Origin of the sequence: Coleofasciculus chthonoplastes PCC 7420, assembly GCF_000155555.1 — a bacterium.
In the GTDB taxonomy this organism is placed as follows: domain Bacteria; phylum Cyanobacteriota; class Cyanobacteriia; order Cyanobacteriales; family Coleofasciculaceae; genus Coleofasciculus; species Coleofasciculus chthonoplastes_A.
Genome location: NZ_DS989861.1, coordinates 1 through 19987, shown reverse-complemented (window position 1 = coordinate 19987; position 19987 = coordinate 1). Strand labels below are relative to the sequence as shown.

Genomic DNA, 19987 nt, shown 5'->3' with positions numbered 1-19987 from the left:
CTATCTGGAAACGAATTAACCGAACTCCGACAAACTGTAACTGACATCATCCAAATCAATCCTATTTCAACAGCAGAATCATTATGGTACTCAACACGAAAACATCTCAATCTCATGACAGTGACGCTTCCCCAGTAAAAAAAGCTGTCACCTATCTATCCCTGATGTTACTAGGCGCTGGTGTTTCCTTTGGCGCCAACTCTTTCATCTCCGGTAATCCTCAAGTTTCAGCCAACTCCATTGTTCCCCAATCCTCTCAGGTTTTGGGAGGAATCATTCCTCCAGCTAACCTGTCCACTCCCCAAAACAGCAATTTTATTACTAAGGTTGTGGATACTGTGGGACCCGCCGTCGTGCGGATTAACGCCTCCAAAACTGTGACCTCTCAAGTTCCCGATGCATTTAATAACCCGTTTTTCCGCGAGTTCTTCGGCTCTCAATTGCCGGAACAACCGCAGCAGCGAGTAGAACGGGGAACGGGTTCGGGGTTTATTATCAACACCGATGGGATGATTCTCACCAATGCTCACGTTGTTGATGGTGCGGATCAAGTGAATGTGGTTCTCAAAGATGGTCGCACATTTGCTGGGAAAGTGCTAGGAACTGACCCCGTAACTGATGTGGCGGTGATCAAAGTTGAAGCCGATAATCTCCCCATTGTTACCTTAGGGGATTCAGAACAACTCAAACCGGGGGAATGGGCGATCGCGATCGGTAATCCGCTAGGATTAGATAATACCGTCACCACAGGTATCATCAGTGCGACAGGACGTTCTAGTGCTGAAATAGGCGTTCCCGATAAGCGCGTCCAATTTATCCAAACTGACGCCGCAATTAACCCCGGTAACTCAGGCGGACCCCTGCTAAATGCATCCGGTGAAGTGATTGGGATGAATACAGCCATTATTCAAGGCGCTCAAGGCTTAGGATTTTCCATTCCGATTAATACAGCGCAACGAATTGCCCAACAATTAATTGCTAACGGGAAAGTTGAACATCCATTCTTAGGAATTCAGATGGTTACATTAACCCCTGAGTTGAAAGAAAACATCAACAAAAATCCAAATTCGGGTCTTACCGTTGATGAAAGCCAAGGAGTGCTAATTGCCAGAGTGATGCGGAATTCCCCTGCTGATAAAGCTGGATTGCGAGCCGGGGATGTGATTCATAAAATTAATGGTGAGTCGATCAAAGATGCCGAAGATGTCCAAAAGGTTGTAGAAATGACTCCAGTAGGTAGTGATTTAAACCTAGAATTACGCCGCGATCGCAAAAATGTTGAGGTAACAGTACAACCCGGTGCTTTGCCAACTCAGATGCAGCAGTAAGGTTGATCAAAAATAGTAGAGACGTGGCATGATAGTTGTAGAGACGTTGCATGCAACGTCTCTACAGTTCCCGGTGTCAATTCCCTTCAATTCCCTGTTGCACCATTTGTTTAGTTACGGGAGAGGAAGTCAGATCCAGAGTCTTGGGGTAGGTTTTCAAGATGCTTTCCACCGTCGCCTTCCATAAATCAGACAGAACTTGACGCCAAGCCTGACGCTGGAGGGTATGTGATTCCTGATTGCACCATTGTGCGATCGCCCCGGATAAATCTTTAATCTGATCCGGTAACGGTGCTATCCACTCCTGTAACTGTGCCAAATCTTGAGCTGAAAACAAGTCACGCTGATTATTTAATAGTTCAAGAAAAGCGGCAACTTTTTGTTTCTGAAATGACTGTTCTGTCTGTTGTACAACCTCTAGTGGTAAATCTTGCAGTTGGGCAATTTGCGGCAACCTTAATCCAAATTCTATCATGCGCGGTATCGCGGCTAACTTGGCTTTGATTTCACCTTCTTCTAAGGCTTCTTGATAAACTTTAGTTTGCTTGAGTTCACTTAAGCTGAACATCGCTTCAATCTCCTCGCGGCTTTTTTGGGGTAGTTTGTAAACAAGGATTGTCTCAATTAATTTGATGAGGTTGCGCTGGCTTGCTTCATCATCTATCTGTATTTGAGCTTGTGCGACTAATCGTCTTGCTCGTTCCGGTGCAGTTTCCTCATCCTCAATCACCAGCTTAATCATTTCAATTCCAAGGGAACCGGATGGGGTTTCTCCTAATTCATCAATGTAAATGCGTTTGACGCGATTGAGGGCAAGGATTTCACCAAATTGAAACGCTTGTTCTCGTTCAATCCTACGAGTAGGATAGATCACGACAACCTGCCAAGGGTGAGGCGGTTGGTATTGCCTCAAGTAGAGAAAGAGTTCACCAAATAATCGATAGTATAACGCTTCATCGGGTTGAAACTGAACTTCCAGCAGATAGAACGGTTTTTCGGCGTCTTCTGTCGTGGGTAAGAACAAACCGTCTAACCGGAAGGAGGGTTGTTTGATTTCACGGGAGGTGAATTCATAAATTGTAGCTTCCTCTGGGTCTGAATCAATGAGTTCAAATAAAATACCTGGAAATTCGAGAAACAGGTTATAGAAGATGGTGTCGGTTTTCACGCTGAATTGCTGGACATGGGCGTTCTGAACATTGACCACTATGCCAGGAGCGATCGCGAAAAATTCCTATCACCGTAATCTTGACAAATTGACAGGTTTACCCAATTAGGCTACATTAACTAAACGTAAGCCACCATTTGGTCAAACATAGGACATAATCGCCATTATTATGAATGCAGGTACGAGTTCATTTTTCCCCTTGCAGGTGTTTGAGTTTGAGGTGGTGAGGGTTGATAAACAGGGGACTATTATTGACCGCAGTTCGGAGCAAGCTCAATATTTCCGCGAAGATTTAGGCAATGGCGTCACACTGGATATGGTGGCGATTCCAGGGGGTACATTCCTAATGGGTTCTTCGGCAACAGATAAGAAGCGGTATGAGCGTGAAAGTCCTCAACATTCGGTAACAATTCCGCCCTTTTTCATGGAAAAATATCCTGTGACTCAGGCACAATGGCAGGCTGTTTCTAATCTACCTCAAGTCAATAAAGAACTCAATCCTGATCCTTCTAGATTTAAAGGAGCCGATCGACCCGTTGAGCAAGTATCGTGGTATGATTGCATAGAATTTTGTCAACGCTTATCGCAGTACACAGGACGAAACTACCGACTTCCCAGTGAAGCCGAGTGGGAATATGCTTGTCGGGCGGGAACAACAACGCCCTTTCATTTTGGTGAGACGATTAGCACAGATTTAGCTAATTACGACGGCAAATTTACTTATGGTGAGGGTGCTAGGGGTAAGTATCGTGAACAGACTACCCCAGTCGGGAGTTTCCCCGTAGCGAACGCCTTTGGCTTATTTGATCTGCACGGAAATGTGTACGAATGGTGTAGTGATCATTGGCATGATAACTATATAGATGCGCCGTCAGATGGTCAAGCTTGGTTAATTGATGATCATCAGAAGCATTTTAGAGTGATGCGCGGTGGTTCATGGTTTGATGATCCGTGGTTCTGTCGTTGTTCCCTGCGCTTCAGAAACGTGCCAGACTACGGGTTTCTCGATATCGGGTTTCGGGTTGTTTGTACGGCGGCGTGAATTGTTTAGCTACACCTAGGAAAAGGGCGGGTTTTGTTGAAAGGTTATCGGTGATATGTTTAATTGAATCCTTAAACCCGCCCCTACAGTATTTATTGATCGGCTACACCTAGGAAAAGGGCGGGTTTTGTTGAAAGGTTATCGGTGATATGTTTAATTGAATCCCTAAACCCGCCCCTACAGTATTTCTTGATCGGCTACACCTAGGAAAAGGGCGGGTTTTGTTAAAAGGTTATTGGTGATATGTTTAATTGAATCCCTAAACCCGCCCCTACAGTATTTATTGATCGGCTACACCTAGGAAAAGGGCGGGTTTTGTTGAAAGGTTATCGGTGATATGTTTAATTGAATCCCTAAACCCACCCCTACAGTATTTATTGATCGGCTACACCTAGGAAAAGGGCGGGTTTTGTTGAAAGGTTATTGGTGATATCTTTAATTGAATCCCTAAACCCGCCCCTACAGTATTTATTGATCGGCTACACCTAGGAAAAGGGCGGGTTTTGTTAAAAGGTTATTGGTGATATGTTTAATTGAATCCCTAAACCCGCCCCTACAGTATTTATTAATCGGCTACATCTAGGAAAAGGGCGGGTTTTGTTGAAAGGTTATTGGTGATATCTTTAATTGAATCCCTAAACCCGCCCCTACAGTATTTATTGATCGGCTACACCTAGGAAAAGGGCGGGTTTTGTTGAAAGGTTATCGGTGATATCTTTAATTGAATCCCTAAACCCGCCCCTACAGTATTTATTGATCGGCTACACCTAGGAAAAGGGCGGGTTTTGTTAAAAGGTTATTGGTGATATCTTTAATTGAATCTCTAAACCCGCCCCTACAGTATTTCTAATCTAAACCCTGGTAATATTTCCTCCCCTGACAACACAACAGGCATCGCTACAACGTCCACACCTGTTCCCTCTCGATAAATCTCCACTTGCCGATCCTGGTAATTAATTAACCACCCTAAACGCAAACCACTTGCCAAATATTCCTGCATCTTATCCTGAAGTGGCTTTAAGTTTAATACGGTGGTCATAATTGTATGGAATAGCAGAACGTTTGGTCTCAAGAGCCATATTTTCCCTAATTATAAATGCTCAACATACCGCTTCAAATCCCGCGCCATGCGTTGCATTCCCCGATGCTCATCTTGCCGGATAAAGGGGACAAAAACACGAGTGAGAATACCCGAAAAACGGCTTGTGTGAACATATTTAGTCCGACTCAAACCAATCTCTTGTAACTCAAATACGTACTCACTGCGAAAACCAGGAATCGATGAAACCCAGCGCAGACAAATTCCGGGTTGTAAGAGTGTGATCAAGGGTTCAAATTCCGTTTCTTCATCCTTGGGTAATCGTCGTAATGACAGGGACACTGCTTGTCCTTTTTCCAAGGGCTGTTCGGGTTCGCGGTCAAATAGAAACGTGTTCCAATACTTCCACTGCTGTTTGTCTAACAATACCTGCCACACTTGTGACTTGGGAGCATTTATTTCGATTTCAGTATAGAGACTTGCCATAATAAAAAAGTAATAAATCAATTGTGGGGGCGGGTTTAGGGACAATTGTAGGGGCGGGTTTAGGGACAATTGTAGGGGCGGGTTTAGGGACAATTGTAGGGGCGGGTTTAGGGACAATTGTAGGGGCGGGTTTAGGGAATCAATTCAGCTAGTCACCGATAACGGAACAACAAAACCCGCCCTCCCCACCACTAACGGAACAACAAAACCCGCCCTCCCCACCACTAACGGAACAACAAAACCCGCCCTCCCCACCACTAACGGAACAACAAAACCCGCCCTCCCCACCACTAACGGAACAACAAAACCCGCCCTCCCCACCACTAACGGAACAACAAAACCCGCCCTCCCCACTTTCCCTTGGATTGGGAATTAGGTCTACAATTGAAAGCTTGAAACCCGAAATCAATCCAGCATGGCAGACCTGACACCGAATTCCAGTTTCAGTTTAACGATTCGTATCCAACTTCCCAACCGCTCTGGGATGCTCGCCACCGTTACTCAGGCGATCGCACAAGTGGGGGGTAATCTGGGACAGATTGATCTGATTCACCAAACCCACAAAGTTACGACTCGTGAAATCACCATCGATGCGACAAGTACCGAACACGCTGAACAGATTGTGCAAGCGGTTAAGGAACTTAACCATATCAAAGTGATCGATGTCTACGATCGCACGTTCAATCTACATCGAGGGGGCAAAATCAGCATCGAGAACAAACTCCCCCTGAAAACCCAAGCTGATTTAGCTATGGCGTATACGCCAGGGGTGGGTCGAATTTGTAACGCGATCGCCGATGAACCCCAAGATGTTTACTCCCTGACAATTAAAAGTAATACAGTAGCGATTGTTACAGATGGTAGCGCTGTATTAGGGCTAGGAAACTTAGGTGCCGAAGCCGCATTACCCGTCATGGAAGGGAAAGCGATGCTGTTTAAAGAATTTGCCGGAATTGACGCCTTTCCTATATGTCTGGCAAATCAAGACACCGATACAATTATCGAAACCGTTAAAAACATCGCTCCTGTTTTTGGCGGGATTAACCTGGAAGATATCAGCGCCCCCCGTTGCTTTGACATTGAAGCCAAACTGCGGCAAGTCTTAGATATTCCTGTGTTTCACGATGATCAGCATGGAACCGCCATTGTTAGCCTCGCGGCGTTAATTAATTCCCTGAAACTGGTGAAGAAATCCCTGGAAGAGGTGCGAATTGTGATTAATGGTGCTGGCGCAGCGGGAATTGCGATCGCGCGGTTATTGCGTCAAGCTGGGGCGAAGATGATTTGGATGTGTGATTCCAAAGGGATTCTCTCAACCAAACGCACGGATTTAACGTCCCAAAAGCAGGAATTTGCCGTTGAATCCAGTGGTACTTTAGCCGGTGCAATGGTGGGGGCGGATGTGTTTCTCGGCGTCAGTGTGCCCGGTGTTTTGACCCCAGAAATGGTACATTCGATGGCACGAGATCCAATTGTCATGGCAATGGCAAATCCGATCCCCGAAATTCAGCCAGAATTGGTGTTAGATGATGTAGCCGTTATGGCAACGGGGCGCAGTGACTATCCCAATCAGATTAATAATGTTCTGGCGTTTCCTGGTGTTTTTCGTGGCGCCCTCGACTGTCGCGCTTCAGTAATTACCAGTACGATGTATCTAGAAGCGGCAAAAGCGATCGCGTCTTTGATGTCTACCACAGATTTAGACGCTGAACATATTATCCCATCTGTTTTTGATCAGCGCGTCGTGACAGCCGTTTCAGCCGCCGTACAACAAGCTGCACGGAATGAAGGGGTAGCAAGGCGGTAAACACTGATTTCACGGATTTACGTCATTTGTCATTTGTCATTCGTCATTCGTCATTTGTCATTTGTCATTTGTCATTCGTCAGGGAACACCTCGACTTCGCTCGGTGTGTCACAGGGAACCGGGAACAGGTAAGGTAGAGTTTTGAGTTAACTTCCTCATCTCCCCCAGCTAAGAGACGTAGCATGCTACGTCTCTACATTGCTCCCTCTGCTCCCCGCAGCACTTATTTAGCAAGCCCTAAATAGTTATTAGTACCCCATGGGTAGAGGATTGTTATATTACAAGTTTAGACATTGGCTAATTTTTAAGATCACCAGTTTCTTCTTAAGTTTACTGGTTACTCAATTATCTGGATGTCAAATTATATCAACGATTAACAACGGTTTCCATAATTCTCGAATTTCTAGCGAAAATGCTGTTCCTGTACAATTTACTTTCCCGTTTGAGTTAGAGTCGGGACATGATTTTTCTCAGGGGTTAGCGGCGGTTAAGTTGGAGGGGAAGTGGGGCTATATTAATCAAAGCGGAAATTGGGTAATTCAACCGCAATTCGAGTTGGCTGATTCGTTTAATGAAGGGTTAGCCCCGGTCAAAGTTGATGGGAAATGGGGTTATATTGATCAAACAGGTAACTGGGTAATTTCAGCCAAATTCGATGGCGCTAAATCGTTCGCCGAAGGATTAGCTCCGGTTAAACAAGGTGAGGATTGGGGCTATATCGATAAAACGGGTACGGTAGTAATTTTACCTCAATTTTACGATGCTGAGCTGTTTTCCGAAGGATTGGCAATTGTCGAAAATAATAATCAGTATGGTTATATCGATAAAACCGGAAACTGGATTACTCCGCCTCAATTTCAGGAAGCAGAACCGTTTTCTGAAGGGTTAGCTACGGTAAAATTGAATAACCAGTATGGCTATATCGACAAAACCGGAAATTGGGCGATTCCACCTCAATTTAAAGATGCGAGTTCTTTTTCCGAAGGCTTGGCGTCTGTAACTAATCAAGCGATGAAATCGGGGTATATTAATCATCAAGGCGAGTTTGTGATTATGCCTTATTTTGATTGGGCGGGGGATTTTGTCCAAGGTGTGGCTGGAATCTCGATGCACGATAAAATTGGTTATATTGATCAGCAGGGAAATATGCTAATTGCTCCCCAGTTTGATAACACCTATGACTTTTCAGAAGACTTGATCGCGATCAAAATAGGTGACAAGTGGGGTTATATTAACAAAATAGGTAATTTAGTCATCAAGCCTCAATTTGATAGTGCTTGGTCATTTCAGCAGGGGGTAGCCAGAGTTAGAATTGATGACAGGTACGCTTTCATCACTCATCCTCTCAAATAATAAATTATGAGGATAAGATTAAGAAAATTTATTGTCAATAATCGTGCAATTCTTGTAGTGCGAGCATCTTGCTCGCTACAAATACCCAATTTCAATGTATAGCGGTACTAAGACAGGTTAGGACATTCTTGAGTGTTCCCTGTTCGCTGTTCCCTCTGGGACTAACTAACGTATCCTCGTAGTGCTATATGACAGTAAAGACGTTGTATGAAACGTCTCTACATTCGGATTGCCAATATGAAAACACTATAAATTTATTCCGACGGACTGTCTTCCTCTTCAGAATCATTGGAGGAATTTTCAGATTCTGTTTCCTCATTGGGAGAAGCCGTTTCATCCTCTATTGACTGCTTTTTCTCTTCAGAAGAGGACGGCTTTTCAGGAGAGGGAGATGCGGACGGACTTTGGTTAGCCGGTGTCGGTGTTGGTTCAGAGGTTGATTCCTCTGTTTCAGTATCAGAGTTATTAGGAGTAGCTTGGTTTTCAGAGGGGTCTGTTTCCTCTGTAGCGGGTTCAGTATCAGAGTTATTAGGAGTAGCTTGGTTTTCAGAGGGGTCTGTTTCCTCTGTAGCGGGTTCTGTTTCCTCTGTAGCAGGTTCTGTTTCAGACGTTGATTCCTCGTTTTCCGTATCGGATGGCTCAGTTTCTTCAGGTGTTTCCTCTTTTGTTTGTTCCCATTCGGATAAGGGGCGATTGACAGCATATTCAAAGTCCATGGGGACTAAAAAAACATTTGATTTTTGCGATTTGTCGGAAAACGGATCAACTTGAGCATAGAGAAAACTGTTATTAAAATCTGGTTTTCCTAAAAGAATTTCATGGGTTTCATCGTTGTTCAGTCGCACCGTTACCATGGCTTGGGGTTTGTCTAAGCCATACTCCTTAAGGTTTTCCGGGGAGACATTGGGAATTATGCGATCGCTCTTTCCTTCAACGAGTAAATTCAAGAGAAATGCAACTGATGGATCACTGGCGGGGACATCCTTCGGTTCCGTCATGCGCCAACCGGGTTCAGGTTCACTCACCCGTTCAAATTTTCGGCTTTCTTCCTGGATATAAATGTTAACCCGTTGAATCTCATCTTCTTCAAAGCTAAACAGTTGCTTTTCGGCTTCCTTCGCGGCTTCCCGTTGGGGAGTTCCTACGATTTCATAAAAGTAGACAAACCCTCCCAGGAAAAGGGCGAGGATTAATAACATCCAAGTAGTCTTCTGTAGCTTCATTGGTTATTCGTCATTTGTCATTGGTCATTCGTCATTCGTCATTTGTCATTGGTTATGACCCCTCTGCGTCCCTCTGCGTCCTCTGCGTCCTCTGCGTTAAAAAAACATAATTCCGATGCGAACATTTTATATCACTTAGTCGGGGCGGGTTTAGTCACATCTGGGTAACAAATAGATGATAATCGTAAAACCCGCCCCTACAGATGTACCTTTACCGCCGTAACCACCACAGCATCCCTGCGGTCAAAAAGCCAAACGCTGGAACAATTAACAGGGCTAACCATCCCAATATTCCGGATTGGACTGGTGTTAAGTTAATTCGGCGGTCTTCTGGTTCTTTGGGACTAATCGAAAGGGCTTGTTCATCTCGCTTACTTAACCAACTCACGGAGTTGATAAAAATATCAGGATTGAGTTGCTGATCAAACCAACTATCTGTGGCAAAGTTTGAATTACCATACACAATTAATCGTGATTCAGCTTCGTCTTCTTTAGCTTGAGACTCATTGGTCTGGATTGGTGAAGGTGAGGCTTCTGGGGATTCCTCTGGCGAAGCCGTTGGAGATGCTTCTGGAGTTTCCGCTTCGGGTTCATCGGTGTCTTCTGGCGACACTTCTGGAGTTTCCGTTGCTTCGGGTTCATCAGTTTCTTCACCTTCAGCTTCTGGAGTTTCGGTGGCTTCAGGTTGATCAGTATCTTCGCCTTCAGCTTCTGGAGTTTCGGTGGCTTCGGGTTCTGATTTCGATGAAGCGGTAGACGATTCAGCTTGGCGACTTAACGCCACACCTAATACTAAAGGACCGGGGCGATCGCCTTCTTGTTCGTTAAACTCTAACGGTTGTTGTTCTGGCGTATTTTCCGCCCAACTTTGGGGGTTTGTGATCACCAAAGGAGTTTCCTGAATCCCTTCTACAGGTTGCGTGTCCACCGGTTGCGCTAAGGGATAAATCGAAAAGCCAGTTCCAAAATCTTGGGTAATTGGATGATCGCCATATTGCGTAACCAAGGGGGTTGCTGGACCCAAACCGACTAACCTCCCTTGACCCGACGCATCAATCACAATCTGATTCGTCAACATCACTCCCCAATCTGACAGTAAGGGTTCTAATCCGGGATTAGTATCGGGATCTATCATCACTAACAGACTTCCCCCATCAGCCAAATAGTCTTCTAACGCTTGCACTTCCGGTTCAAACAGCGCTCGTTTGGGTCCAGCAATTACGATTAAAGACGCATCATCGGGAACGGCTGGCTGTTCAGCGAGATTCAGGGGTTCGACGGTGAAGTTTTTTGTCTCTAACGCACTTACGGCTTGAGATAATCCACCTTCGTCTGACGCTTCTAACGGGCGTTCACCATGACCTTGGAGAAAATAGACCTTATCCGTGCGATCGCCAGTGATGCGTTCAATTGCATTGGTTAGTTGAACTTCCGATAACCGTTCCCCTTGGCTAATGGTTTGGACTAACTCGCGTTGATTGCCATATTCTAAGTAAACCTCCCCGATATAATTTACATTAAACTTTTGGGCTAATTCAGGTTGTAGCTGGGGGTCAATAAACTCAAATTCTAAATTTGATCCGTAGCGGCGGTAGTTTTCCAGGAGTTCTTGATCGGCGGGATTAGCGGGACTCTCAAACACCCAAACTTTCACCGATTGATCTAAATTTCTCACCACCTGCTGTGACTGGGGTGAAAGGGTAAATAGTTGATTTTCGGTTAAATCAATCTGTACCCCATAACGCACGCCTAAAAAGTTAATTAACCCGATAATCACAAACATGGCTAAGGTGGCAATTATCGCATTTGTCCCCACTTGAGTGGAACGGCGTCCCCAAAAACCAGGGGCGATTTGATCTAGAAGTAGGAACCATAAGCCAATGATCAATAGCCCCGCAATTAGCAGCGCTAAGGAGACAGGAGACCACTCACCCGCCACTTCTTGGGCGGTAATTCCCATGATTGTCAGGATCGGTCCGAACCAAAATAGATATTTTAAATACGTCCACTTAATCGGCTTTGTTGTCATAGTTTATAGCGTTTTGATTGTGTAGGGGCGGGTTTTACGATTATTGTTTCTGACCTAACCCAGATTTGACTAAACCCGCCCTGACTGAGTGATAAAATAGTTACAGGTTTGTCATCAATACCAAAATGCTTAGGGCGCTAAAGCGCAACTACGAACTTAAGATCGCTGAAAGCGGAAAGCTTCAATAGACTGAGCGGTGAGGAATATGCCCAAAAAGATATAACTAGCAAATAAAATAAGACTACTGGTATCCAGAACACCCCGAACTAAATTGGTATAATTCTCCATCAACGATAAATAACCTAACGCTTCGCCAAAAGCACCACCGATAAGATTAGCAATTAAATCAATTACCCAGAGGAACAATATCAACACAAACGTGAGGAAAGCTGCCAGGATTGAGCTATCGGTTAACGATGAAATAAACATTCCCAGGGAAAGCACCGATGCGGCGAGTAAAATTAATCCAGCATGGGCTAATAAGGGAACCCAGGGTTGAATGGGTGGATTAGCGGCATTCAAGGCAATCACTTCATACAGGAGTAACGGTAGCACCATAATCGTAAAGAAGGTTAGCACGCCTAATAGTTTGCCCACGGCTACCGCCCAATTTGTCACTGGCGAAGTTGCCAGCAGTTCTAACGTTCCCCGCTTCCGTTCCTCGGAATAAAGTCCCATGGAGAGAATGGGGAGAACAAATAAAATTAGAGACCCCATGACACTCAAAAACATATTCAAAAATTCATACGCCACATCCACAGGTGGTGTAGGCATTCCCAGTTGATCGCGTTGCGCTACTTGCTGAATAATCCCATCGGGACTTAATAGAATCCACACGAAAAAGAACCCCGACAATAGCCAGAAAAACCCAGCCACTATATAAGCCAAAGGTGAAGCAAAATAGCCCTGCAATTCCTTGCGGAAAATTGCCACAATATTGCCAAAGAGTATACGCATTAACGATCTTCTCCTGATTGGGGAACGTCTGACTCAGGAACCTCTGATTCAGGGACTTGGGATTGAGAAACATTGGATTCAGGGACTTCTGATGGAGAATCAGAGATAGGCGATTCAGCTAAATTGTTCCCTGTCTCTATTTCCAGGTTCTCCGCCCTCCGTTCCTGAGTCGTCAGTTCTAAAAAGACATCTTCCAGGGTAGCGCGAGTGCGGCGCATTTCATGCAATCCGATCCCAGCGCCCACGGTAACAGCCGCAATATCTCGTCCCGGATCAGTACCTGGTACCGTCACAATCCGAATTAAGGAGCGATTTGGGGGTAACTGTTGAGTGGGGACAATTTCGACTAAGCAGACTCCCTGCAACACTTGTAAAAGCTTTTGCAGTTGAGTCGCATCCCCATCCACTTCTAACTCATAGCCCGCCCCTCCCGTCAACTGCGCCATCAGGTTTTCTGGGCTATTGGTGGCGACGATTTTACCTCGGTTGATAATCGCAACGCGACTACAGGTCATGCTCACCTCTGGCAGAATATGGGTAGACAGGATAATCGTATGTTCACCTGCAAGGCTTTTGATCAAGTTGCGGACATCAATAATTTGCCGAGGATCGAGTCCGACGGTGGGTTCATCTAAGATAATCGCGGGTGGATCATGGACGATCGCTTGAGCAATTCCGACTCGTTGACGAAATCCCTTGGAGAGTTTGCGGATCAAGACTTTGCGCTTTTCCACTAGGTTACAGCGTGCGATCGCCATCTTCACCCGCTTAGTGCGATCGCCTGCGGATACGCCTTTAAGACGAGCGACAAAGTACAGGAATCCCTCAACCGTCATTTCCGGGTAAAGGGGAGGCGTTTCGGGTAAATAGCCGATGCGTTGGCGCACAGCCAAAGAATTTTCATGGACATCATACCCAGCAATTCGGGCAGTGCCACTGGTGGCGGGTAAATATCCGGCTAAAATACGCATGGTAGTCGTTTTGCCAGCACCATTGGGTCCGAGAAATCCCAGGATTTCCCCCGGTTCCACCTTAAAACTGACATCCTGAATTGCTGGAGTGACGCCATAGAGCTTGCTCAGACGATCCACTTCGATCATAAAGATTCCACTGGAGAGGATAGATATTTTTTTAGGCTAACGTTTATCAATCATACATAGTCCGACTACTGATCAACTGTAGGGGCGGGTTTAGGGAATCTGTAGGGGCGGGTTTAGGGGCTAAATTCAGATATTCACCACTAACGGAACAACAAAACCCGCCCTCCCCACCATTAACGGAACAACAAAACCCACCAGATTACTAACCGCGATCGCACCTCAAAAATGTCGGGGTAAAAGATTGGGGCAGGGCGGGTTTCGTAGAAAGGTGATTGGTGGCTCCATTAATTTTGTCCCTAAACCCGCCCCTACATTGGATTTCCTGTCCCGATATCAGATTTTCCTACCCAAAGGGCAGGGTGTTGAAGTCCAACTCTTCCAGACTTACAAGCCATTATTGACATTAAGGTTTAAATGCCCAACAGCTTATGCCACCCGCTCTGGTGCAAAATTCCTGTCGCGACTATCTTGGCAAATTAACTAAAATATGTTAATGCGATAAAGAATAGCGTGATCGCCACTCTAGGGGGTGCGATCACGCTTTAAGCCCCTGCGCTCCGAGGCACTGGTCTGGCAAAGGATGTGTGCTAGAATCAAAGCGAAGTTTGAGGTCTAGCAGATGAACTAGCCCTGAATGCCAGAGCAATCTAGTCCTGAAAAATGGGAAACTTACCTTACCAAATATCGTGTCATACACTCGCTCCAAAAGCTTTTTCGAGCGTTGTTCTACAAGATGATATGTAGAGAATTTCCGTCTAGTAACAACTTAATAAGCATAGCAGGTGTAAATATATAATCCTGCTAGTACGAAACAATAGCAATAATACTCCTTCTTGTATTTGTGGTCAGCTATAAAGGGTAATTCATGATAATTGGAGTATTCCTAAGAAATATTAAAACCTACGCAGGAATAAACTATATTCCTTTGACAAACGGACATGGATTCTGTGGGTTAGTTGGCAACAATGGAATTGGAAAAAGTTCAGTTTTAGAATCAATAGATTCTTTGTTAAATGGCAAATAGTGGAATTACAATGTGGCCACAAAAAAAAGCGGACTCAAAACAACAAGACCACACATAGTTCCTGTATATCTATTATCTTTGGATAAAGTATCTAAAGAAAATGCGAATACATTTAAAACAATAAGTGATTACACTTGGACTGTTGAAGAAAATGATATAAGTCCACAAAATCGAGTACATTTCAAAATGTTTCAAGAACAAAGAAATTCGCTGATAAATACAAAAAATCAAAGTAGCTTATTAATTCCATTAGGGTTATCTTATGACGAAGTGCCAAATTTAAGTATATTTAACACAAAGAAACTTGTCGAAAAAATAAAGGGGAGTACGGAGGAAAATTTTACTCAACTTCAAGATGAAGATTTAAAAAAGTTTTTTCGTCAACTTCATGAAGAAATAAAAAATACATTTGAATATATTTATATTCCCAAAGACATCGAACCCGAAAATTTTACTCAACTTGAGACACAAGAAATTCAAGCATTGATGGGTGAAGATTTAAATGAAATTTTAGAAAAATGTGTTCCTCAAAAGAAAATTCAAGATATTAACACAAACCTAAAGGATTTCATTGATTCGTTGTCAAATACTTTAGGAGAATATTCATTTAGAACGACGGGTCAAAGACAAGTCAACCTGAGAAAAAATGATGTGTACAAGTTAATTATTGATGCATATTTTAAGATTAGAAAACTTCATAAGAAAGAGGGAGAAAACTGGCTTGAATTAAATGTATTAAGCTCAGGTGAAAAACAAAAAGCAATAATTGAAGTTGCCTTTCAATTTCTAACTTACAGATCGAGTAATGATAATCTAATTATTGCTATAGATGAACCAGAATCATCATTGCATATGTCAGCTTGTTATGAGCAATTTAATAAGCTATTTGAGATAAGTAAACTTTGCTCTCAGTTGCTATTTGCTACACATTGGTATGGGTTTATTCCTACTGTCCAAGATGGTTATGTAAGTGTAATTTCAAAAAAGGCAAATCAACATGAATTTGATTTAGTAAATATTGGTCGCTATAGAGAATCAATCAAGCAAGTTGTACGTGAATCAAAAGGAAAATTGCCTTATGATATTAGATTGAAAAGCATAAATGATTTTGTTCAATCGATAATTACAAGTATTCTTTTGGAAAAACCATATAATTGGTTGATTTGTGAAGGTTCTTCGGAAAAAATGTATTTTGAAGCATATTTTGCAGATATTAGGAATGATAAAAAACTCCGGATTATTCCTGTAGGCGGTGCAAGCGAAGTTAAAAAAATTTACAACAACCTTCAAGTTGCTTACGAAGACTTCAAACAAGAAATTAAAGGTAAAGTTATATTGATATCTGACACTGATCGACAACTTGTTCAATATCCAATTAGAAATGAAAAAAATCTAGTTTGCTACCGTATTGTTAATAATGAATCAACCAGAAAAACAGATCTTGTTAAAATTGACTCTAACCCCGTATCTCCGAAAACAGAGATTGAAGACTCACTAAATGGAGTGGTATTTTTTGAAACTCTGAAAGAGTTTGAGAGTGCTTACCCAGAGTTATCAGATATTATACAAGGAATCAATCATCCTACAGAAGAAGAAACATATTTTTCCTTGGATTTATCGCCCAGTAAGCAGAAGATATTGGAATATTTTTTTGATAAAAATAATAACAAATTTGAATTTGCTGAAAAGTATTCCCAAAAAATTAGTAGTAAGTACAAAACACCGGAATGGATTGAAAAGATAAGGAAACTGTACACAGATGATTGATAGTTGCGAATCCCACGTTAAAGGGAGGCGGAGCCTCCCCAGAGGCAAATATTAAAAAATCTAATTCCATAAGGGATTAAATTAAATACTCAAACAAGGAAACTTAACCGAATGAAGGGCTAAAGCCCTTACTACGAACTCGAACTACGAACTACGATACTCCTGACCGTAATTGATTAGGGTTTGTCGATAAAACTCTGGCATTCCGGTATCAAAATACTGCCCTTTGACCCAATATCCCATCAATCCTTCCTCTTGGCGTAATGTATCCAGACAAGTGGTTAACTGAAATTCACCTTTATAGCGCTGATTCTGGTTAATACTGTCAGCTAGACTATCAAATATTTTCGGCTTGAGGACATACATGCCAAAAATCCCTAAAAACCTATCCTCCGCCATCCCTTCAACACGCAAGTGCGATCGCGCATAGTCCAGATCCGGTTTTTCACAGACTTGTGTCACCGTTAAAATAGAATTCATCTCCTGCCAAACCCCAGTCACACAACCCGCTTTATGGATAATATCGGCAGACATTTCTGTCAAACCAATCACACTTTGACCCGTTTTTTCATAAATTTCTAGCACCTGACGAGTACAAGGAATTTCGGTATCGGAGGTATAAACGTGATCGCCAAGTAACAGTAAAAAAGGCTCTTGATTTACCCAATCCTTCGCACAGAACACCGCATGACCATAGCCTTCTTGCTCATCCTGGGTTAAAATAGTAATCCGCTCTCCTAACTCTTGCAGATACTGACAATACTCCTGATTGGCATCAGAGAGTTTATCCAAAAGTGCCTGTTTCGGGGGAGTTTTAAAGAACGCCTCAAAAATTGCGCGATCGCTCGGTTGTACCACAATCCCGATTTCTTCGATACCACCGCGCCTTGCTTCTTCCACAATCGCCAAAATTACTGGCTTCGTCCGCCCATCGCGATCGATAATTGGAAATAGTTCTTTTTTTACAACCTTTGTGGCTGGAAACAGGCGAGTACCAAATCCGGCGGCGGGAATTACGGCTTTACGAACAATCTGACTGGACATGATCTAAATTATGAATTATGAATCAAGATAAGACAATCTATTTAAAAAATTAGTTTTAATCTCAGCACTCAAGCCGCAGTAGATGCCCTGCTACCCTACCACATCTGGAATGAACAATTTGCCAGTGGGCGTTTTAAATGGAAGCCACGTCAACCGTTGTATGTCCTCCTACTACGAATCTACAAGCTCTCCTCGGTTCAACGTCTACCCTATCGTTCTGAATACGGCGGCTGTCGTTCTTGGATTAAAAATCTGAAAGCCGTCCTAAAAGGTGTTCCTGAGCCTGTCGAAAGACGGGGCTTGCATCCCTAATTCCCGGTCAAACAAGCGTGAAAGAAATTAATTTATACAACCAAGAAAACAGTGATAGACTCGATCGCTATCTTGCTCAACAATTACCGGATTTGTCGCGATCGCGTATCCAAAAACTGATTGAAGAGGGCAATGTACAGCTTAACCATAACCTCTGCACCTCTAAAAAAGCCACCATTCAACCCGGAGACTCTATCCACCTAACTATCCCCGACGCCAAACCCTTAGACTTAAAACCGGAAGCGATTCCCCTGGATATCCTCTATGAAGACGACCAAATTCTGATTGTCAACAAACCCGCTAACTTAGTCGTGCATCCCGCCCCTGGACACGAAAACGGCACACTTGTCAATGCCCTGCTTGCCCATTGCCCCAACCTAGCTGGAATTGGTGGCGTCCAACGTCCCGGAATTGTCCACCGTTTAGACAAAGATACCACCGGTGCGATCGCGATCGCCAAAACTGACCACGCCCACCATCACCTACAAGCCCAACTCAAAGCCAAAACCGCCCGTCGAGACTATCTCGGCGTGGTTTATGGTTCTCCCGCCACCGAAACTGGTACCATTAACTTCCCCATCGGACGCCATCCGAGCGATCGCAAAAAAATGGCAGTCGTTCCCCTAGAAAAAGGAGGACGCTCAGCGATTACCCATTGGCAGATTAAAGAACGCCTTGGTAACTATACCCTAATCCACTTCCAACTGGAAACCGGACGAACCCATCAAATTCGCGTCCACACCGCCCATATCGGACATCCGATTATCGGTGACCCCGTGTATAGTAAAGGTCGAGATATCGGCGTCAATCTCCCTGGACAAGCACTTCATGCATGGCGACTACAATTACAGCATCCCAATACAATTGCCCGTCCCCTCTCTCCTAACCAAGGAGACCAGAGGACGGGCAATAAACCTGGGGACTGGATTGAGGTTATTGCCCCACTCCCCCCAGCCTTTAGCACACTCCTAACCGTACTGCGGCGGCGTGCTTCATCCGTTAATACCTAACGCTTAGGTACACGGGACATGTAATCGATATTCTGGGCAGACACCCGAGGAAGCGGATTAGGTTGGGCATTAACTCCCCGTGCCATATCCAGGAAGTTCGTGGGATCACCGGCTTTAGCCTGCTTGTCTTGCGGGACAAAACGGCGTACTTCGTTCTGCCAAATAATTTGGGGGAAGCCCAATTGAGCACGGTAGTAGCCGTCGTAGCGGGGTGATTTAATGTTAAAGGGTCTTTCACCTTGACGACGACCAGGCAATACACGACGCCGTTGATAGGGAACGGTGTCATAGCCAAAGTTGGTCAGGTACTCTTCGCTGTTGAGTAGTTCATCAACGAAGCCCTTAATTCCCTTCGTCGCCACGACGATAGACCAAGCAATTTTTTCGCGTTCGTTGTAAACATCGCGCCCCAGTACCCGTTGCACGCACTGTTCAACAAAGCGATAGTTGCTGTTTTTCTCGTAGAAACTGTTGTAGAAGGTTTTCGACAGCAGCAATCCACGAATAAAGTCCCGCACGGTTAGTTGACCATTGCGGAGTTGGGATTCTAGGAACCGTTCCCGATCCCAAGCAAAGGCATGGAAGAAGATCTGACGGTATGCCGCTTCGATCAATTCATCCAAGTCTGTGCCGAACAGGATGTTCTCGGTTGTATAAATCCTCGGTTGCTCATCTCCCGGTACTTCATAACCAGCGACACGCTGATTTTGACTTACCGGAGTGTAGCTTAATAAAGGTAGCGCCACGTTTAAATCTCCGTAATCTTAGAAAATCTTACAAACCTTAACTTTCAACTATATAACAGATTATGTAACCTTCTTACAAAATTCGTCTTAAAAGTAACCCATCCAGAACGCCAAGGGATTTGCCAGGGAACGACAGTGGGGCCAATTTCGCAAATAGTTTTCTAAATCAGGTTGCCAGACTGGAGGTCTTAATCCAAGTCCTAAGCAAAGATGAGACAAAACTTCAAAAAACCGCCGATCATGACCCGGTGATCCTATATGAGCATGGGCATATTCATGCACAACGATACCTAACCAATCTGGCGGTGATGTTCGTCCCACATCAACGAGGATGGTAACTGGATTGAGGAGAATGTTACAAAAGCCATCAATCCCATACTCCTGGGCTAACGGCGCTGCCCCAATCTGGATCGGACGACGTAATTCTGGATGAAAACAGTCATGACAGGCATTGAGACAAGAATTGAGTTCAGCGTTAACGGTATCAATGTTGTAGCCAATCCACGTACAGATGCGATCGCGTACCCGATGATTATCGCTGATATCAACCAT

Annotated in this window: 18 protein-coding genes and 1 pseudogene; 8 read left to right on the top strand and 11 right to left on the bottom strand. The window is 44.1% G+C overall.

Features of this window, described 5'->3' with window-relative positions:
- The first annotated feature begins 83 nt into the window (after positions 1-83).
- Positions 84-1328, top strand: coding sequence for an HhoA/HhoB/HtrA family serine endopeptidase (locus MC7420_RS24975; RefSeq protein WP_006104034.1), 1245 nt, complete (start codon positions 84-86; stop codon positions 1326-1328).
- Positions 1329-1404: 76 nt separating this feature from the next.
- Here MC7420_RS24975 and MC7420_RS38520 read toward each other — a convergent pair whose 3' ends face one another.
- Complete coding sequence (locus tag MC7420_RS38520; RefSeq protein ID WP_006104066.1) at positions 1405-2535, bottom strand: Rpn family recombination-promoting nuclease/putative transposase; 1131 nt, start codon at positions 2533-2535, stop codon at positions 1405-1407.
- Positions 2536-2665: 130 nt separating this feature from the next.
- Between MC7420_RS38520 and MC7420_RS24965 the strand changes: the two genes are divergently transcribed.
- Positions 2666-3538: a formylglycine-generating enzyme family protein gene (locus MC7420_RS24965; RefSeq protein ID WP_006104048.1), complete on the top strand. Its 873-nt coding sequence runs from the start codon at positions 2666-2668 to the stop codon at positions 3536-3538.
- Positions 3539-4373: 835 nt separating this feature from the next.
- Here the strand turns inward: MC7420_RS24965 and MC7420_RS37335 are convergent.
- A pseudogene (locus MC7420_RS37335) lies at positions 4374-4559 on the bottom strand (Uma2 family endonuclease); the annotation flags it as partial.
- Positions 4560-4628: 69 nt separating this feature from the next.
- The gene (locus MC7420_RS24960) at positions 4629-5063 is read right to left on the bottom strand and encodes an SRPBCC domain-containing protein (RefSeq protein WP_044209600.1); all 435 of its coding nucleotides are present in this window, start codon (positions 5061-5063) and stop codon (positions 4629-4631) included.
- A gap of 23 nt (positions 5064-5086) precedes the next feature.
- Between MC7420_RS24960 and MC7420_RS43505 the strand changes: the two genes are divergently transcribed.
- Positions 5087-5215 carry a glycine zipper domain-containing protein gene (locus MC7420_RS43505; protein WP_006103991.1) on the top strand — a complete coding sequence of 43 codons (129 nt, stop codon included), beginning with the start codon at positions 5087-5089 and terminating at the stop codon, positions 5213-5215.
- Here the strand turns inward: MC7420_RS43505 and MC7420_RS24955 are convergent.
- Positions 5208-5417 (bottom strand): hypothetical protein, encoded by a 210-nt coding sequence (locus MC7420_RS24955; protein ID WP_044209598.1) that lies wholly within the window; start codon positions 5415-5417, stop codon positions 5208-5210. The two genes, MC7420_RS43505 and MC7420_RS24955, sit on opposite strands and share 8 nt — an antisense overlap.
- Positions 5418-5478: 61 nt before the next feature.
- Here MC7420_RS24955 and MC7420_RS24950 point away from each other — a divergent pair, with 61 nt between their 5' ends.
- Positions 5479-6870 (top strand): malic enzyme-like NAD(P)-binding protein, encoded by a 1392-nt coding sequence (locus tag MC7420_RS24950; RefSeq protein WP_006103948.1) that lies wholly within the window; start codon positions 5479-5481, stop codon positions 6868-6870.
- Between the two features lie 258 nt (positions 6871-7128).
- Positions 7129-8223 (top strand): WG repeat-containing protein, encoded by a 1095-nt coding sequence (locus MC7420_RS24945; protein ID WP_006103938.1) that lies wholly within the window; start codon positions 7129-7131, stop codon positions 8221-8223.
- Positions 8224-8477: 254 nt separating this feature from the next.
- Here MC7420_RS24945 and MC7420_RS36295 read toward each other — a convergent pair whose 3' ends face one another.
- The 4 genes from MC7420_RS36295 to MC7420_RS24925 form a co-directional block, all read right to left on the bottom strand.
- Positions 8478-9446, bottom strand: coding sequence for a DUF4340 domain-containing protein (locus MC7420_RS36295; RefSeq protein WP_083799167.1), 969 nt, complete (start codon positions 9444-9446; stop codon positions 8478-8480).
- Positions 9447-9657: 211 nt separating this feature from the next.
- On the bottom strand, positions 9658-11475 hold the full coding sequence (locus MC7420_RS24935; RefSeq protein ID WP_044209595.1) for a Gldg family protein: 1818 nt from the start codon (positions 11473-11475) through the stop codon (positions 9658-9660).
- Positions 11476-11631: 156 nt separating this feature from the next.
- The gene (locus tag MC7420_RS24930) at positions 11632-12432 is read right to left on the bottom strand and encodes an ABC transporter permease (RefSeq protein WP_006104075.1); all 801 of its coding nucleotides are present in this window, start codon (positions 12430-12432) and stop codon (positions 11632-11634) included.
- Positions 12432-13532: an ABC transporter ATP-binding protein gene (locus MC7420_RS24925; protein ID WP_044209592.1), complete on the bottom strand. Its 1101-nt coding sequence runs from the start codon at positions 13530-13532 to the stop codon at positions 12432-12434. Before MC7420_RS24925 ends, MC7420_RS24930 begins: the two co-directional genes overlap by 1 nt.
- A gap of 1102 nt (positions 13533-14634) precedes the next feature.
- Between MC7420_RS24925 and MC7420_RS24920 the strand changes: the two genes are divergently transcribed.
- Positions 14635-16323, top strand: coding sequence for an ATP-dependent nuclease (locus MC7420_RS24920; RefSeq protein WP_198016552.1), 1689 nt, complete (start codon positions 14635-14637; stop codon positions 16321-16323).
- 144 nt (positions 16324-16467) lie between these two features.
- On the opposite strand, the gene MC7420_RS24915 is transcribed toward MC7420_RS24920, so the two are convergent.
- A complete protein-coding gene (locus MC7420_RS24915; RefSeq protein WP_006103968.1) occupies positions 16468-17367 on the bottom strand; it encodes a UTP--glucose-1-phosphate uridylyltransferase in 900 nt (299 codons plus the stop codon).
- 48 nt (positions 17368-17415) lie between these two features.
- Between MC7420_RS24915 and MC7420_RS37325 the strand changes: the two genes are divergently transcribed.
- Positions 17416-17679: a DUF1802 family protein gene (locus tag MC7420_RS37325; protein WP_083799166.1), complete on the top strand. Its 264-nt coding sequence runs from the start codon at positions 17416-17418 to the stop codon at positions 17677-17679.
- A 17-nt stretch (positions 17680-17696) separates the two neighbouring features.
- On the top strand, positions 17697-18689 hold the full coding sequence (locus MC7420_RS24910; protein WP_006103974.1) for an RluA family pseudouridine synthase: 993 nt from the start codon (positions 17697-17699) through the stop codon (positions 18687-18689).
- Here MC7420_RS24910 and MC7420_RS24905 read toward each other — a convergent pair.
- Complete coding sequence (locus MC7420_RS24905) at positions 18686-19435, bottom strand: phycobilisome rod-core linker polypeptide (RefSeq protein WP_006103945.1); 750 nt, start codon at positions 19433-19435, stop codon at positions 18686-18688. The two genes, MC7420_RS24910 and MC7420_RS24905, sit on opposite strands and share 4 nt — an antisense overlap.
- An 87-nt stretch (positions 19436-19522) precedes the next feature.
- The coding region (locus MC7420_RS41820; RefSeq protein ID WP_006103914.1) for a hypothetical protein at positions 19523-19987 on the bottom strand (465 nt) is incomplete at its 5' end.

Bases quoted from the DNA above. Each gene is read 5' to 3' on its own strand.
- MC7420_RS24930 (WP_006104075.1), bottom strand. From the start codon at position 12,432: ATGCGTATACTCTTTGGCAATATTGTGGCAATTTTCCGCAAGGAATTG.
- MC7420_RS24925 (WP_044209592.1), bottom strand. From the start codon at position 13,532: ATGATCGAAGTGGATCGTCTGAGCAAGCTCTATGGCGTCACTCCAGCA.
- MC7420_RS24915 (WP_006103968.1), bottom strand. From the start codon at position 17,367: ATGTCCAGTCAGATTGTTCGTAAAGCCGTAATTCCCGCCGCCGGATTT.
- MC7420_RS24965 (WP_006104048.1), top strand. From the start codon at position 2,666: ATGAATGCAGGTACGAGTTCATTTTTCCCCTTGCAGGTGTTTGAGTTT.
- MC7420_RS36295 (WP_083799167.1), bottom strand. From the start codon at position 9,446: ATGAAGCTACAGAAGACTACTTGGATGTTATTAATCCTCGCCCTTTTC.
- MC7420_RS24935 (WP_044209595.1), bottom strand. From the start codon at position 11,475: ATGACAACAAAGCCGATTAAGTGGACGTATTTAAAATATCTATTTTGG.
- MC7420_RS24945 (WP_006103938.1), top strand. From the start codon at position 7,129: ATGGGTAGAGGATTGTTATATTACAAGTTTAGACATTGGCTAATTTTT.
- MC7420_RS24975 (WP_006104034.1), top strand. From the start codon at position 84: ATGGTACTCAACACGAAAACATCTCAATCTCATGACAGTGACGCTTCC.
- MC7420_RS24950 (WP_006103948.1), top strand. From the start codon at position 5,479: ATGGCAGACCTGACACCGAATTCCAGTTTCAGTTTAACGATTCGTATC.
- MC7420_RS24960 (WP_044209600.1), bottom strand. From the start codon at position 5,063: ATGGCAAGTCTCTATACTGAAATCGAAATAAATGCTCCCAAGTCACAA.